Here is a 16,068-nt window from a genome sequence, read left to right on the forward strand (position 1 = left end):
ATCATTTCAATCGCTATTTAACTAGCGGGCTTTTAAGTTTTTTATTCTTTTTTCGTGTCTCAGATACTGCGTAGATCACAAGTCCAATTACTGTGGCTACATAAGGAAGAGTAGCGATTAGCTCCGCAGGAATCTTCAACACCTGTAGCGCATTCGACAATGCATCTGCAGTACCAAATAATAAAGAGGTCAACGCCGTGCCTACGGTCGTACTTCTTCCCATCGACTCAGCGGCAATGGCAATCCAGCCCCGGCCAGCGATCATATCGCGGGTAAACAGTGACAAATACCCCATCGACATATAAGCACCGCCTAAACCGGCAAAAAATCCGCTAAGCAGCAAAGCCATATACTGTATTTTCACAACACTTACACCCACGGATTGAGCCGCATGTGGATTTTCGCCCACTGAACGAATGCGCAGTCCAAGCGGTGTACGATTTAATAGATAGTAGACAACAAACACAGCCAATATAGAAACATACGTCAGAATGTGATGCCCCGATAAAATAGGTCCAAGCACCGGGATATCCTTCAACAAAGGAATCTGGACACTAGGCAAAACTTTACTCGCCAGAGAAGTGGAAGAACCCTTGTCGCCACTAAGCAGATAGAGGATAAACACAGTTCCTCCCGAAGCGAACATATTAATGGCCACACCCCCGAGAATGATATGTGTTTTGAATTTCAGGGTGAAAAAAGCTAATATTCCAGCGATCAATGTTCCAGACAGCACCGCCCCAAGCAGACCTACCCACGCGCTATGCGTATAGCTGCTTATGATGACACCCGCTAAAGCGGCAACAAGCATGATGCCCTCCATCCCAATGTTAATGATCCCTGCACGGTTGGAGATGAGTGCGCCGAGCGCGGCGAACAGAATCGGAGTCGTCACGCGAAGGACAGAGAACGCAAAGTCAGTTGTAAAAATTACATCAAACAAACTATTCACGCTTCCTTCGCCTCCTTCAAGAGCATCCGATTTTTCCAGAACTTCAGAAATTGCTCAGCCGAAATCAGAAGAATGATAATTGCCTGTATAATTGAGATCATCTCTGAAGGTACATCAGACAGACGCGCCATCATGTCAGCCCCAATTCGAATGTACGCTAGGAACAATGCAGAGCCGATTACGGACAGCGGATTATTTTTGGCTAACATCGCTACAAGGGCACCATCCAAACCATAACCAGGCAGTGACGTCCATTGGAAACGGTTATACATCCCCAGCACTTCTACGGAACCCCCCATACCTGCGATAAAACCTGCAATCAAGTGAACGAGAATAATAACCTTGGCTGTCTTCATACCGGAATAACGGGCAAAGTCCCGGTTGATGCCTGTCATGCGCAGCTCATATCCCCATTTCGTTTTGTATAGGAATAAATGAGCTGCAATAATAAGCACGATAACGATAATAAGACCGGTATGAATCCGGGTGCCCGAGACCATTTTACTCAGCAGTGCCGTTTTCTCGAATTTGTAGGATACATTGGCAAAAGCTTTAGCATCACGTAGATGATAGTTCAGTAGGTATAGCCCTACTCCGAACAAAATATTATTGAACATTAAGGATGTAACCAACTCATTAGCATTCCATTTTGCCTTCAGAATACCAGGTATTGCCGAGAGCAACGCTCCTACAATTGAACCTGCAGCAATAGCTACCATCGGATGCAGCCAGCCGTCCAACGTTAAATGAATAGCCAATACGGAAGTTACAACACCGGAGAAATAGAAAATCCCTTCAGCTCCCAGGTTGAACATATTGGCTCGAAACAACAAGGATACTGCCAACCCAGTGAACATGAGCGGAATCGCCATCTCAATCACATTACCAATATGACCTTTACTGGATAACGGCTCTAATAGGAATATACCAATCGTCTTCACAGGCTGATTACTGACCAAAGAGATAATCAGAAAGGCAATAGCGAGTGCAATAACGATTACCGCCGATGTCCGAATGTACTCAAAATATTTAACTTTAAACATGATTTACGGCCCTCCCGATGTGCTCCTCGTCCTGTCGATGAATCCCCAGCATATAAAGACCTAATTCTTCCTCACTAACCTTAGATGGCTCCTCGAAAAAGGCAACAATCTTACCCTCGTACATTACTAACAGACTATCGCTGATCTCCAAGATCTCATTCAAATCTGCCGACACTAGCAAAATCGCGCAATCGTCTGAACGTAATTCCAACAACTTTTGATGTATGAACTGGGCTGCGCCTATATCCACACCCCGTGTCGGCTGTTCTGCAATAAGCAACTGCGGTTCAGTCGAACACTCTCTAGCTACGACTACCTTCTGCATGTTACCACCTGACAACATTCCTATGGGCTGAGAAGGTCCTGAACAGCGGACTTTAAATTCCTCTACAAGGGATACTGCTAGCTTGGCAATTCGTGAGCCATTCAAAAAAAGACCTTTATTCATTGCTTTTGTACGATACTGAGTAGATAGCAGATTATCAGCTATACTTGCCTCACTAGCGATCCCTTGCCGCATCCGATCCTCCGGTATATAGGAAACGCCTAGCTTACGAATATCCAAAATATCCGATTCACGGATATCCTTTCCCTTCACTAGTACAGAGCCCTGACTTGAGACACCTCTCAAGCTACCTGTAAGGGCTTCAATGAGCTGTGTCTGCCCGTTGCCTTCTACACCAGCAATCCCAACGATCTGCCCACCACGTACCGCAAAATTGATATCCGACAATAATGCTTTGCCATCTGCATCATTCACACTGAGTCCCTGCACCGTTAGTACTGGCTCACTAACAGCCAGAATCTCTTTGTCATATTTCAGCACGACGTCTCTGCCGACCATTAGTCGCGAGATTTCCTGTTCTGTCACATCCTGTGTTTGAAAAACACCTTCACTACGGCCGCTGCGCATAATCGTAATTCTGTCGCAAATCGCTTTGACTTCCTTTAATTTGTGCGAAATAAAAACTATCGTATGACCCTGTTCCCTTAATTGCTTAAGCTCGCGGAACAATTCCTCTGTTTCCTGTGGAGTCAACACCGCAGTCGGCTCATCAAGCACCAGAATTTTCGCACCACGCAGCAGCGCCTTAAGAATCTCAACCTTTTGCTTCATCCCAACTGTAAGATCCTCTACTTTTGCTTTAGGATCCACGGCCAGATTGTATTTCCTTGCGGTCTCTTCCGTCATGCGCACAGCCTCGGCATAATTAATGCCAACTCCTCTGCGCGGCTCCATACCCAGCACCATATTCTCTGCCACCGTAAAAGAAGGTACCAACATGAAATGCTGATGGACCATGCCGATGCCTCTATCAATGGCGTCCTGAGCGGATTGCAGCTTTACTTTTTCACCCTTGATATAGATCTCGCCTTCACTTGGCTCTTCCATGCCGAACATAATCTTCATTAAAGTCGATTTACCAGCACCGTTCTCACCTGCAATCGCATGTATTTCTCCCTCACGTAAAGAAAAATGCACGTCTTTATTTGCAACGACGCCATTGGGATATACCTTGGTAATTCCCCGCATTTCCAGCAGAGCTTTGTACATAGGTCTCAACGCCTTTCAACTTGGAGGTCTGCAAAAATATACAGCTGGAATTCCCCTGACTAGAAGAATCTCCAACTGTAGGTTTATCTCTATAGAGCTGATCTTAAGATTTAAAGCTTAAGGCTTAACTGCGTTACGAATAGCTTCTACCTCTGCGGTTTCCATCCCCATCGCATTATCCACTTTAATTTCTTTATTGATCAGCTTTTGCTTCACTTCTTCAACCTTGGCCTGAAGATCAGCCGGGAATACATTTTTATAAATATCATTCTCAGCAATACCTACACCATCATCTACAAAGCTCAACACATCACGTTTGCCCATTTCTAGCGTTCCCTCTTGCAATCTCTTCACTGCACCTAGAATAGCCGTATCAATCTTTTTAATAGATGAAGTAACGATTAGATTTGCTTTTTCACTATCCGTATCGTTAATCAACATTGCCTGATCGGAGTCTACACCGATTGCATATTTTTTCTTCTCTTTAGCTGCGTCAAAGATCCCAAGACCTGTACCCCCAGCCACGTTAAAAATAACATCCACACCGGAGTTATATTGAATTAGAGACAGCTCCTTACCTTTTGCCGGGTTAACAAAATCACCAGCGTACGACACAGCCACTTTTACATCAGGATCAACGTACTGAGCACCTTGAATGTAACCGACCAAGAAAGCATTAATCCCCGGAATATCCATACCGCCCACAAACCCAATCACATTCTCAGGGGTAGCATTCGGCATATCCGATTGTGTAGCTAATGCTGCTACGGCACCTGCCAAGAAAGATACTTCATTTGTCGCATAAGACATGTTGTACATGTTATCTGGTGCTTCATCGATGTCGGTATCATAATTAATGAATTTTTTGTCTGGATACAATTCTGCCGTTGCATTAAACATCTCTGTAATTTCAGAACCGCCAGAAATAATTACATCCCAATCCTCGGAAGCGATATCGTTAAATGTAGGCTCCCATTTCGTTTTATCAACGCCCATTTCAACAACCTTTGTTACTGCACCTAGTTCATTCTTAACCTTTTGCAAGCCGTTATTAGCGGAATCAAAAAATGATTTATCCCCAAGTGTCCCCGGAATCAGCAATACAACCTTGAGTTTATCCCCTGAACCTGTTTCTCCACCCTCAGCAGCGTTTGATCCAGTATTCGCAGAAGAACCGTTATTGGACGTGTTATTCCCACATGCTGTGACCAGAACCATCACCATTAATAACAACAAAGAAAGAACTTTTTTATTCATTACTCTATTCCACCCCTAATTTTAGTTAGTTAGTAATCCGGCAGAATCCCCATCTTCACCCATTGTATAATTCACGGTTCAAATGGAAATTCTCTTTTTTCCAAATAAAGTATCATTAAAAGTAATAAATTTAACGTTTAGGCTCAAAAATAGCAATAAAAATACCATTATTATTAATAATCCGCTTTATTTCCGAACGAGATGGCCAGTCAGGTTGCGAACTTTCGGATTTATTGATACGATCATAACAAATATTATTAAAAATAATTATATGATTTCGGTCATAGTTTTGTACGATTCGGCTAAAACATAAGTATTGGAGGATCATCATGGATCGTGTTCTATATATTGTAAGTGCCACACATGAGCTAAATACTTATATCCCTCCACACCAGCATGAATGCTACGAACTGGTCTATTATTTACAGGGGGTAGGGACAACCAATGTTGGCCCACGAAGTTACCATTTTCGCTCCTCTTCTTTCGCGCTTGTGCCACCCAATCATAAACATGACGAGCACCACCGTGAGGATGCAAATGTATTATTTGTAGGCTTCCACTCGGAACACCCTAATATGAGTAATCTGCTCGGCGTATATGAAGATGATAAAGATCAGACCGTTCTTCAAATCCTGCTGCGAATGAAAGCAGAGTTTACACGTAAGCAAGACGGATTCTCTGAGCTTCTAAACCTACAAATGAGCGAGATTACCGTCCATCTTATGAGGCTTCTTAGTGCCTCTGGATATCAATCCCCATCAGAAGATCGAGTACAATATGTCCTTAATTATATGAATGAGCATTATCGCCATAAATTGTCCGTCGAAACACTATCAGAAATGTCCGGATATAGCTACGATCGTTTTCGCCATCTATTTAAAGAACGTTTCGGGTCTTCACCCCTGCGGTATTTGCTGTTAAAACGCCTGGATTATGCAAAATCTCTATTACGTCATACTCAGATGCAAATCTCTGAAGTATCTGCTGCTGCAGGTTTTGTGAACGATGCCCAATTCTGCAATATGTTTAAACGAGAAATAGGTCATACCCCGCGAGCATTCCGCATTAATAATCAATCAGGTTAATCACTAATCAGATTAAAAAAAGCCGTTGAAATAGAGAAACTCTCTATTCAACGGCTTAATCCTGTAAAACTAAGAACATAAAGAAAAAAGGTTAGTAAGATTGCTTATAAAAGCATTCTTACTAACCTTTTTAAGATACCGGCGAGAGGACTCGAACCTCCACGGTTTCCCACTCGATTTTGAGTCGAGCGCGTCTGCCATTCCGCCACGCCGGCACATATGAACTAAATGGAGGCGCCACCCAGATTTGAACTGGGGATAAAGCTTTTGCAGAGCTTTGCCTTACCACTTGGCTATGGCGCCATGTAAATTTTGGAGCGGACGACGGGAATCGAACCCGCGACCCTCGCCTTGGCAAGGCGATGCTCTACCGCTGAGCCACGTCCGCATAAAATGGCTGGGGATATAGGATTCGAACCTATGAGTGACGGAGTCAAAGTCCGTTGCCTTACCGCTTGGCTAATCCCCAATAACATTTTAAAGTAAAATGGGGCGACTGATGGGTCTCGAACCCACGAATGCCGGAACCACAATCCGGTGCGTTAACCCCTTCGCCACAGTCGCCATATTAAGTTGATATTGTTGCCATTATTCATTTTTAAAGAAAATGGGGCGGCCGATGGGTCTCGAACCCACGAATGCCGGAACCACAATCCGGTGCGTTAACCCCTTCGCCACGGCCGCCATATTAAACTTTAGAAAGAACTTGGCAGGGGCAGCAGGAATTGAACCCACACCAACGGTTTTGGAGACCGTTGTTCTACCTTTAAACTATGCCCCTAAAAACTGGTGGAGGATGATGGATTCGAACCACCGAACACTTACGTGAGCAGATTTACAGTCTGATGCGTTTGGCCACTTCGCTAATCCTCCAAGGATGGTGCCGGCGAGAGGACTTGAACCCCCAACCTACTGATTACAAGTCAGTTGCTCTACCAATTGAGCTACACCGGCATGGCACTCATTCTTTTGTGATGATAAATGGTGGCTCGGGACGGAATCGAACCGCCGACACGAGGATTTTCAGTCCTCTGCTCTACCGACTGAGCTACCGAGCCATGATGAAAATGGCGGAACCGACGGGATTCGAACCCGCGATCTCCTGCGTGACAGGCAGGCATGTTAGGCCAACTACACCACGGTTCCAAAAGATATAATTGCTTAAGTTAATTGGTTGCGGGGGCAGGATTTGAACCTGCGGCCTTCGGGTTATGAGCCCGACGAGCTACCGGGCTGCTCCACCCCGCGTCAGTAAAAATATGTTATGGTGGAGGCTGAGGGGATCGAACCCCCGACCCTCTGCTTGTAAGGCAGATGCTCTCCCAGCTGAGCTAAGCCTCCATAAACAACAATTGTTATTGTACCAAAGTCCACTAGGATAAATCAAGTGAAAATTTGGTGACCCGTATGGGATTCGAACCCATGTTACCTCCGTGAAAGGGAGGTGTCTTAACCCCTTGACCAACGGGCCATACTAATTAAAAATTTGTGGCGGAGAGAGAGGGATTCGAACCCTCGAGACGCTTGTGGCGCCTACACGATTTCCAATCGTGCTCCTTCGGCCAAACTCGGACACCTCTCCATATGGCTCCCCGAACAGGACTCGAACCTGTGACAACTCGATTAACAGTCGAGTGCTCTACCAACTGAGCTATCAGGGAATATTCATACCAAGCTTAATCGCCTGAAAACTGAATCCGAAACGAATCTGCATTCTAAGTATAGGATAAGCCCTCGACCGATTAGTATTGGTCAGCTCCATGCATTGCTGCACTTCCACCTCCAACCTATCTACCTCGTCGTCTTCAAGGGGTCTTACTAATTGGGAAATCTCATCTTGAGGGGGGCTTCACGCTTAGATGCTTTCAGCGCTTATCCCGTCCGTACGTAGCTACCCAGCCATGCTCCTGGCGGAACAACTGGTGCACCAGCGGTACGTCCATCCCGGTCCTCTCGTACTAAGGACAGCTCCTCTCAAATTTCCTGCGCCCACGACAGATAGGGACCGAACTGTCTCACGACGTTCTGAACCCAGCTCGCGTACCGCTTTAATGGGCGAACAGCCCAACCCTTGGGACCTACTTCAGCCCCAGGATGCGATGAGCCGACATCGAGGTGCCAAACCTCCCCGTCGATGTGGACTCTTGGGGGAGATAAGCCTGTTATCCCCAGGGTAGCTTTTATCCGTTGAGCGATGGCCCTTCCATGCGGTACCACCGGATCACTAAGTCCGACTTTCGTCCCTGCTCGACTTGTAGGTCTCGCAGTCAAGCTCCCTTATGCCTTTGCACTCTGCGAATGATTTCCAACCATTCTGAGGGAACCTTGGAACGCCTCCGTTACTCTTTAGGAGGCGACCGCCCCAGTCAAACTGCCCGCCTGACACGGTCCCCGTACCCGATTAGGGTACTAGGTTAGAACCTAGATACGATCAGGGTGGTATCCCAACGGCGCCTCCACCGAAGCTTGCGCTCCGATTTCTACGGCTCCCACCTATCCTGTACAGATCGTACCCAAATTCAATATCAAGCTGCAGTAAAGCTCCATGGGGTCTTTCCGTCTTGTCGCGGGTAACCTGCATCTTCACAGGTATTAAAATTTCACCGGATCTCTCGTTGAGACAGCGCCCAAGTCGTTACGCCATTCGTGCGGGTCAGAATTTACCTGACAAGGAATTTCGCTACCTTAGGACCGTTATAGTTACGGCCGCCGTTTACTGGGGCTTCGGTTCATAGCTTCGGGTTACCCCTAACCACTCCCCTTAACCTTCCAGCACCGGGCAGGCGTCAGCCCGTATACTTCGCCTTGCGGCTTCGCACAGACCTGTGTTTTTGCTAAACAGTCGCTTGGGCCTTTTCACTGCGGCCCCCTCGTGCTATTCACACTACCGGGGCACCCCTTCTCCCGAAGTTACGGGGTCATTTTGCCGAGTTCCTTAACGAGAGTTCTTCCGCGCGCCTTAGAATTCTCTTCTCGCCTACCTGTGTCGGTTTGCGGTACGGGCACCTTCTCCTGGCTAGAGGCTTTTCTTGGCAGTGTGAGATCATGACCTTCGCTACTATAATTTTCGCTCCCCATCACAGCCCAGCCTTAACGATGTGCGGATTTGCCTACACATCAGCCTCACTGCTTAGACGGACATCCATCAGTCCGCGTCACTACCCTCCTGCGTCACCCCATCGCTCATAGCGGATTACGGTGGTACAGTAATTTCAAACTGTTGTCCTTCGACTACGCCTTTCGGCCTCGCCTTAGGTCCCGACTTACCCTGAGCGGACGAGCCTTCCTCAGGAAACCTTGGGCTTTCGGCGGATCAGATTCTCACTGATCTTTTCGTTACTCATACCGGCATTCTCACTTGTGTAGTGTCCAGCGCTCTTTTCAGTACACCTTCAACCCCTACACAACGCTCCCCTACCCCAGATACATAGTATCTAGCCATAGCTTCGGTGGTGTGTTTAGCCCCGTTACATTTTCGGCGCAGAGTCACTCGACCAGTGAGCTATTACGCACTCTTTCAATGGTGGCTGCTTCTAAGCCAACATCCTGGTTGTCTGTGCAACTCCACATCCTTTCCCACTTAACACACACTTGGGGACCTTAGCTGATGGTCTGGGCTGTTTCCCTTTTGACAATGGATCTTAGCACTCACTGTCTGACTCCCGGCAATAAGTATATGGCATTCGGAGTTTGACTGAGCTTGGTAATCCTTGCGGACCCCGCACCCAATCAGTGCTCTACCTCCACTACTCTTATACCGAGGCTAGCCCTAAAGCTATTTCGGGGAGAACCAGCTATCTCCGAGTTCGATTGGAATTTCTCCGCTACCCCCACCTCATCCCCGCACTTTTCAACGTACGTGGGTTCGGGCCTCCAGTGCGTGTTACCGCACCTTCACCCTGGACAGGGGTAGATCACACGGTTTCGGGTCTACGTCCACATACTCATTCGCCCTATTCAGACTCGCTTTCGCTGCGGCTCCACCTTCTCGGCTTAACCTTGCATGTTAAACGTAACTCGCCGGTTCATTCTACAAAAGGCACGCCATCACCCATAGATCGGGCTCTGACTTTTTGTAAGCACACGGTTTCAGGTTCTATTTCACTCCCCTTCCGGGGTGCTTTTCACCTTTCCCTCACGGTACTGTTTCACTATCGGTCGCCAGGTAGTATTTAGCCTTAGCAGATGGTCCTGCTGGATTCATACGGGGTTTCACGTGCCCCGCACTACTCGGGATCCGTCTCGGAGAGAACACAGTTTAGGCTACAGGGCTTTTACCTCTATCGCGGGCCTTTCCAGACCTCTTCACCTACCATATTCCTTTGTAACTCCATGTGAGACGTCCCACAACCCCTAAGAGCAAGCTCTTAGGTTTAGGCTGTTCCGCGTTCGCTCGCCGCTACTGACGGAATCACTATTGTTTTCTCTTCCTCAGGGTACTTAGATGTTTCAGTTCCCCTGGTCTGCCTCTACACACCCTATGTATTCAGGTATGAGTAACTGCGAATTACCACAGCTGGGTTTCCCCATTCGGACACCCCCGGATCAAAGCTTGCTTACAGCTCCCCGAGGCAGTTTCGTTGTTCGCCACGTCCTTCGTCGGCTCCTGGCGCCTAGGCATCCTCCGTGTGCTCTTATTAGCTTAACCTTGATTCTTCCGAAGAAAAATCTCACTAATAACATTTACTTGTTTGCACAAGTTGCTAAAAGATGTTCTAAAACGCAAATTCGTTTCGGTATCCAGTTTTCAAGGATCAAGTCTTACTTGAGAGCTTAAACTCTCAAAACTGAGCAACGAGTGAGTAACAGGCCTAAACCTGAGTTTTGGAAGCTAAGCTTCCGATTTGAATGTTCTCATTGCAGAGAACGATTCTCCATAGAAAGGAGGTGATCCAGCCGCACCTTCCGATACGGCTACCTTGTTACGACTTCACCCCAATCATCTACCCCACCTTCGGCGGCTGGCTCCCTTGCGGGTTACCCCACCGACTTCGGGTGTTGTAAACTCTCGTGGTGTGACGGGCGGTGTGTACAAGACCCGGGAACGTATTCACCGCGGCATGCTGATCCGCGATTACTAGCAATTCCGACTTCATGCAGGCGAGTTGCAGCCTGCAATCCGAACTGAGACCGGCTTTGATGGGATTGGCTCCACCTCGCGGCTTCGCTTCCCGTTGTACCGGCCATTGTAGTACGTGTGTAGCCCAGGTCATAAGGGGCATGATGATTTGACGTCATCCCCACCTTCCTCCGGTTTGTCACCGGCAGTCACTCTAGAGTGCCCAGCATTACCTGCTGGCAACTAAAGTTAAGGGTTGCGCTCGTTGCGGGACTTAACCCAACATCTCACGACACGAGCTGACGACAACCATGCACCACCTGTCTCCTCTGTCCCGAAGGCCGCTGCTATCTCTAGCAGATTCAGAGGGATGTCAAGACCTGGTAAGGTTCTTCGCGTTGCTTCGAATTAAACCACATACTCCACTGCTTGTGCGGGTCCCCGTCAATTCCTTTGAGTTTCAGTCTTGCGACCGTACTCCCCAGGCGGAGTGCTTACTGTGTTAACTTCGGCACCAAGGGTATCGAAACCCCTAACACCTAGCACTCATCGTTTACGGCGTGGACTACCAGGGTATCTAATCCTGTTTGCTCCCCACGCTTTCGCGCCTCAGCGTCAGTTACAGCCCAGAAAGTCGCCTTCGCCACTGGTGTTCCTCCACATATCTACGCATTTCACCGCTACACGTGGAATTCCACTTTCCTCTTCTGTACTCAAGCCACCCAGTTTCCAGTGCGACCTCAGGTTGAGCCCAAGGTTTAAACACCAGACTTAAATAGCCGCCTGCGCGCGCTTTACGCCCAATAATTCCGGACAACGCTTGCCCCCTACGTATTACCGCGGCTGCTGGCACGTAGTTAGCCGGGGCTTTCTTCTCAGGTACCGTCACTCCGATAGCAGTTACTCTACCGGACGTTCTTCCCTGGCAACAGAGCTTTACGATCCGAAAACCTTCATCACTCACGCGGCGTTGCTCCGTCAGGCTTTCGCCCATTGCGGAAGATTCCCTACTGCTGCCTCCCGTAGGAGTCTGGGCCGTGTCTCAGTCCCAGTGTGGCCGTTCACCCTCTCAGGTCGGCTACGCATCGTCGCCTTGGTGGGCCGTTACCCCACCAACTAGCTAATGCGCCGCAGGCCCATCCCTCAGTGACAGATTGCTCCGTCTTTCATTCTTCTCTCAGGAGAAAAAAGAAATTATCCGGTATTAGCTACCGTTTCCGGTAGTTATCCCAGTCTGAAGGGCAGGTTGCCTACGTGTTACTCACCCGTCCGCCGCTAAGTTATTTTGAAAGCAAGCTTTCAAAATAACTCCGCTCGACTTGCATGTATTAGGCACGCCGCCAGCGTTCGTCCTGAGCCAGGATCAAACTCTCCAATTAGTATTGAAAAGAGCGATATGCTCATTTTGAAACATCTGACGAGAAAATTAATTCTCTAATTTTGGATTTCACTTACGTGATTTCCTACTCACTCGTTGTTCAGTTTTCAAAGATCAAGCCGTTTATTTCGTCGATGTGTTGTTCAGCAGCGACCTTTATAATATATCACAGCACCCTCGTTTTAGTCAACCTTTTTTTTAATTTCTTTTTTCGGTTGTCTTTCGAATGTTTTCGAAAGCACATCTCTGTGTCAGAGGGACGAGTTATAATTTAACACATGAACAAGGAAAGAGTCAACCATTAATTTTTCTGAATAAATATGAGCGTTTCATATTAGTAAACAAATAAAAAAGAGAGTGCTCAGCCTCTCCCTATCCTTGCTCATCTCTCTATAATTAAACATCTTCTACTGTATCTAATTCATCTCTATAATGTATAGCGGATCGCATGCCCTTCTCCCTCGTGAACATCAGCCCAAGATGTAATCTCTCGGATTAGCGAACGAGAAACCAGCTTTCGTAAAACAAGGGGTAGTTCAGACTCTAATTGACTCAGACCTGAATGCTGCAGTAATTCTTTAATGCTCCATGCTTCCTTACGGCTATTCAAAATATTAAAGAGCAATAGACAACAGTCCGTCATTTTGGACATAATCCCAAATTCACATGCAAGAAGCACAAGCTCCACACGTTGCTCTAAGGTCTCAGTACTGACCGTTAACTCCTCATAAAGTTTATGAACAGAGGTATTCATGCTTTTAACCTGCTCCCAAATAGCTGGCTCGGGGAAAGCACCCACTTCACTCACTTCTATTCTTGCCCAATGATATAAGGCTATCAATACACAGTTGTAAGCATCCATAATAAAGCCAGCCTCTATATAGCGCTTGGATTTCACATACATATGCAAAAAGCGGGCAAACTCCATAAATGCGACCCGTTCCTTGATCGGTCCTTCAAATTGCAATATCTCGCTGCGCATTTCCTCGAGTATTCCCTTGGGGTCCCAGATCACTTCCCCCCTCATCAAACTGATAAGAAGTTCGTTATTATCCCCTGCCATAACAGCCTGCTCCAAAGCAAATAGGCCGATATGGACTGACTGGGTCCGTTGGTCACCGGCAATGGTATGGCGAACAATATGCTCTCTATCCTGTTCTTCATGCAATACTAACACTATCATATCAAAATCTTGAAGAAGTGCGCTTTGAAACGGAATATCCCCATTCTGCCGCAAAACGACCGCTCCTAAAACATTCTCATCAAACGTTTCTCCACTCAACAAAGTTACATTGGACAGTTCCATGCTTCCCTCCATTAAATTTGGCGATTTTGCGTCCAGTCAGTTATAATTCAGTTATAATTATTATTCTACATATGAAAGACAGTTCCTTCTGGACAACCCAACTATATTTAGTTAGGAGCAAACACTCATGAAGTTTAAAACGGCTAAGATCAACGCTTTTCGCACATGGGGATTACTGCTCACAATGCTCGGAATGGGACTTATGGTTTTGGGTACAGCGGGCATCGTGTTTTGGGGCTCAACTGGAAAAGTATTCGCTGGAATCGGTCTTGTAATCGGTTTAATCTCAATGATGGCAAGTCTTGCAATCTATTTCTGGGCTGGGATGCTGTCAACTAGCGCAGTCCAACTGGAATGCCCTGAATGTCACAAGCTGACCAAAATGCTGGGCAAAACAGACCGCTGTATGTTCTGCCATACCATCCTTACTATGGATCCAGCTGAGGCCAATATTACTGCGGAACAACTTAAGAGTCAGCAGCTTAATCAATAAAACACATCTTACAGAAGCTTATTACTAGCGATTTATAATGCAATCAAACATTTGCTTAATACAACAAAGGGGCCCCCGTATTGGGAGCCCCTTTGTTTATTATGAATGAAATAATAATTACTTATGAATTCCTTGTAATGCCTCCCATGCAGACAGATTACTAAAGCTGCGATTCCATGAACCGATGCCACCAAGCCCTAAAGACTTAGCAAGCTCAACTCTAGCTTTTAAGGAAACATTGTCTTCGATCCATATTTTTTTAAGAGCGCCATCTTCCTTATACTCAACGTAATTCTGCCCAGCTGCCTTATCAAAGGTTGGGGTTAGCTTCTTCTCTTTAATAATTTTTTCAACGGCATTCATACTAACCGATTTAGAGCTTACTTTGGTCTTGCCATCCACCTGGGCCTCAGTCCAAATTCTAGTATACAGTGGAATCCCTAGAATCAGCTTCTCAGGCGGCACATCGTCTTCCTCTATGATCCGGCTTAACGAGCTTTCTACCCACGGCAGAGACGCAACAGAGCCCGCTACAGGACTAGCAGCCCAATGCTCGTCATAAGCCATAACAATAAGATAATCAACTACTGAATTAAGAGCCCTACGATCAAGGAATGCTGACCACATCTCACTGTTGGATTTAGGGGTTACGTCTATGGAGACGATTAAGTTTTTGGCTTGAGCCATAGGTTTTAGCTCTCGCATAAATTGTGTAACATTCTCCCCGTCTTTCGTATATACATTCTCAAAGTCAATATTAATTCCATCCAGCTTGTATAAATCTGAATACTCGAGGATCTGTACGATCGCGTTCATCCGCTTCTCATAGCTCGACAATGCCTCAGTGGTTATGTCTGGTTCAAAGCTATTGCTGAGCAGCCCCCATACTTCCAAACCGCGCTCATGGGCCCACTGCACATACGTACTATCAGCCTGACTGCGCACATTCCCATCACCATCTATGATACTGAACCAAGTCGGGCTAGCCACGTTAACGCCCGGTAGCTCACCGAATGTACTTGGGTCAGGTTTGCGTTGATAAACAGCTTCCCAATACAAATTCACTGACTTCCCTTTCCAGCTTCGTTCTGCCCGTGAGGGAGTGGTGCTTTTGGGTTCCACTGTCTTTTGACCGTCTGAGATAATATCACTGGCCTTGGCATAACCCGCATAACCGCTGCTTAACTGCACATACAGCCAGTCCTCATTTTCCTTATTCCAAATACTCACGATGGCACCTGGGGACATATCGGCCACGATGGGTGCGTGAATCGACGCTTCGCTGCGAAGAGCGACTGTCTTATCTCCCGCTTCACCTTTCACTTTCCCCAGAGGTACAGTCTCCCCTGCTGTCATTAACAGCACAGCCCCGGTGGTCGTATCCTCTTCAATTTCAAATCCATAAAGGTCCTCTAATACATCTGCAGGAAGATAGGTTATCTTCTCCTTAACTTCAGGTGCCAGCCGCAGCTGCTGCGGACGATTGTTCAGACTAGCATCGGTTTTATCCTCTTGCATATATAGAAGTTCACTTTCCGTTGATAGGATGACCGATTTAGTCTTTTCTTCATAACGAATAGAGGAGTCCACATGTTCCTGCAGTAATGGTAAAGGCAAAAGCATGCTATCACCGGTCCCTGATGCGGAATATCCTGTTAGCTCTCCTTTTACGAAGATAGGATGTTCTAGGCCTTTCCAGTCTGGATCGATGTGCTGGCGATTTGGCAATACAAAAAACACAACCCAATAAGCTGCTGCCGCAATGAGCAAAAGTCCAAAAAAGCGTCGGAAAAGACCTCCGCGCTTTTTAACGCGTTTTTGTCTATATCTTCTGTCCAAAATATATCCTCCAAATACTAGATGATTTTAAGTTAAGTCTAACAATACGATTATAACATCCACTTGGTTCCGGATAACCAGTATAAGTTAGTCATTTTCAC

General features: G+C 46.8%; 8 protein-coding genes, 16 tRNA genes and 2 rRNA genes. 2 read left to right on the top strand and 24 right to left on the bottom strand.

Annotated features, from left to right (window positions below; all coding sequences use genetic code 11):
• Positions 1–13: 13 nt before the first annotated feature.
• The 4 genes from NYE72_RS26370 to NYE72_RS26385 form a co-directional block, all read right to left on the bottom strand.
• Positions 14–952 carry an ABC transporter permease gene (locus NYE72_RS26370; protein ID WP_036685567.1) on the bottom strand — a complete coding sequence of 313 codons (939 nt, stop codon included), beginning with the start codon at positions 950–952 and terminating at the stop codon, positions 14–16.
• On the bottom strand, positions 949–1,995 hold the full coding sequence (locus NYE72_RS26375; RefSeq protein ID WP_036685569.1) for an ABC transporter permease: 1,047 nt from the start codon (positions 1,993–1,995) through the stop codon (positions 949–951). Before NYE72_RS26375 ends, NYE72_RS26370 begins: the two co-directional genes overlap by 4 nt.
• A complete protein-coding gene (locus NYE72_RS26380; RefSeq protein WP_036685571.1) occupies positions 1,988–3,550 on the bottom strand; it encodes an ABC transporter ATP-binding protein in 1,563 nt (520 codons plus the stop codon). The genes NYE72_RS26375 and NYE72_RS26380 overlap by 8 nt, the downstream gene beginning before the upstream one ends.
• Before the next feature lie 117 nt (positions 3,551–3,667).
• Positions 3,668–4,807 carry a BMP family ABC transporter substrate-binding protein gene (locus NYE72_RS26385; protein WP_076272246.1) on the bottom strand — a complete coding sequence of 380 codons (1,140 nt, stop codon included), beginning with the start codon at positions 4,805–4,807 and terminating at the stop codon, positions 3,668–3,670.
• A 329-nt stretch (positions 4,808–5,136) separates the two neighbouring features.
• Here NYE72_RS26385 and NYE72_RS26390 point away from each other — a divergent pair, with 329 nt between their 5' ends.
• Entirely contained in the window at positions 5,137–5,892 is a 756-nt protein-coding gene (locus NYE72_RS26390) for an AraC family transcriptional regulator (protein WP_038573295.1), read from the top strand.
• Between the two features lie 136 nt (positions 5,893–6,028).
• Here the strand turns inward: NYE72_RS26390 and NYE72_RS26395 are convergent.
• The 19 genes from NYE72_RS26395 to NYE72_RS26485 all read right to left on the bottom strand — a co-directional run bounded on the left by NYE72_RS26395 (position 6,029) and on the right by NYE72_RS26485 (position 13,635).
• Positions 6,029–6,107 (bottom strand) — tRNA-Leu (locus tag NYE72_RS26395).
• A 14-nt stretch (positions 6,108–6,121) separates the two neighbouring features.
• Positions 6,122–6,195, bottom strand: a tRNA-Cys gene (locus tag NYE72_RS26400).
• A 10-nt stretch (positions 6,196–6,205) separates the two neighbouring features.
• A tRNA-Gly gene (locus NYE72_RS26405) sits at positions 6,206–6,280 on the bottom strand.
• Between the two features lie 6 nt (positions 6,281–6,286).
• Positions 6,287–6,361, bottom strand: a tRNA-Gln gene (locus tag NYE72_RS26410).
• A 19-nt stretch (positions 6,362–6,380) separates the two neighbouring features.
• Positions 6,381–6,456: transfer RNA gene (locus NYE72_RS26415), tRNA-His, on the bottom strand.
• A gap of 44 nt (positions 6,457–6,500) precedes the next feature.
• Positions 6,501–6,576 (bottom strand) — tRNA-His (locus NYE72_RS26420).
• A 23-nt stretch (positions 6,577–6,599) separates the two neighbouring features.
• Positions 6,600–6,673 (bottom strand) — tRNA-Trp (locus NYE72_RS26425).
• Positions 6,674–6,679: 6 nt separating this feature from the next.
• Positions 6,680–6,765, bottom strand: a tRNA-Tyr gene (locus NYE72_RS26430).
• A gap of 5 nt (positions 6,766–6,770) precedes the next feature.
• A tRNA-Thr gene (locus NYE72_RS26435) sits at positions 6,771–6,846 on the bottom strand.
• Between the two features lie 28 nt (positions 6,847–6,874).
• Positions 6,875–6,950 (bottom strand) — tRNA-Phe (locus NYE72_RS26440).
• 10 nt (positions 6,951–6,960) lie between these two features.
• A tRNA-Asp gene (locus tag NYE72_RS26445) sits at positions 6,961–7,038 on the bottom strand.
• A 25-nt stretch (positions 7,039–7,063) separates the two neighbouring features.
• A tRNA-Met gene (locus tag NYE72_RS26450) sits at positions 7,064–7,140 on the bottom strand.
• Positions 7,141–7,157: 17 nt separating this feature from the next.
• Positions 7,158–7,233 (bottom strand) — tRNA-Val (locus NYE72_RS26455).
• 55 nt (positions 7,234–7,288) lie between these two features.
• Positions 7,289–7,363: transfer RNA gene (locus NYE72_RS26460), tRNA-Glu, on the bottom strand.
• Between the two features lie 18 nt (positions 7,364–7,381).
• A tRNA-Ser gene (locus NYE72_RS26465) sits at positions 7,382–7,474 on the bottom strand.
• A 3-nt stretch (positions 7,475–7,477) separates the two neighbouring features.
• Positions 7,478–7,553 (bottom strand) — tRNA-Asn (locus NYE72_RS26470).
• 61 nt (positions 7,554–7,614) lie between these two features.
• Positions 7,615–10,540: ribosomal RNA gene (locus NYE72_RS26475) — 23S ribosomal RNA — on the bottom strand.
• 232 nt (positions 10,541–10,772) lie between these two features.
• Positions 10,773–12,330 (bottom strand): 16S ribosomal RNA (locus NYE72_RS26480).
• The 16S and 23S rRNA genes sit together here with 16 tRNA genes alongside, the layout of an rRNA operon.
• Before the next feature lie 426 nt (positions 12,331–12,756).
• Positions 12,757–13,635, bottom strand: coding sequence for a nucleotidyltransferase-like protein (locus NYE72_RS26485; RefSeq protein WP_036680149.1), 879 nt, complete (start codon positions 13,633–13,635; stop codon positions 12,757–12,759).
• 127 nt (positions 13,636–13,762) lie between these two features.
• Here NYE72_RS26485 and NYE72_RS26490 point away from each other — a divergent pair, with 127 nt between their 5' ends.
• Positions 13,763–14,128, top strand: coding sequence for a DUF2614 family zinc ribbon-containing protein (locus NYE72_RS26490; RefSeq protein ID WP_036680151.1), 366 nt, complete (start codon positions 13,763–13,765; stop codon positions 14,126–14,128).
• Positions 14,129–14,245: 117 nt separating this feature from the next.
• Here NYE72_RS26490 and NYE72_RS26495 read toward each other — a convergent pair whose 3' ends face one another.
• Positions 14,246–15,967 carry a glycosyl hydrolase family 18 protein gene (locus NYE72_RS26495; protein WP_339210786.1) on the bottom strand — a complete coding sequence of 574 codons (1,722 nt, stop codon included), beginning with the start codon at positions 15,965–15,967 and terminating at the stop codon, positions 14,246–14,248.
• Positions 15,968–16,068: the final 101 nt, after the last annotated feature.

It is taken from the genome of Paenibacillus sp. FSL L8-0333, from assembly GCF_037965665.1.
In the GTDB taxonomy this organism is placed as follows: Bacteria; Bacillota; Bacilli; order Paenibacillales; family Paenibacillaceae; genus Paenibacillus_AQ; species Paenibacillus_AQ odorifer.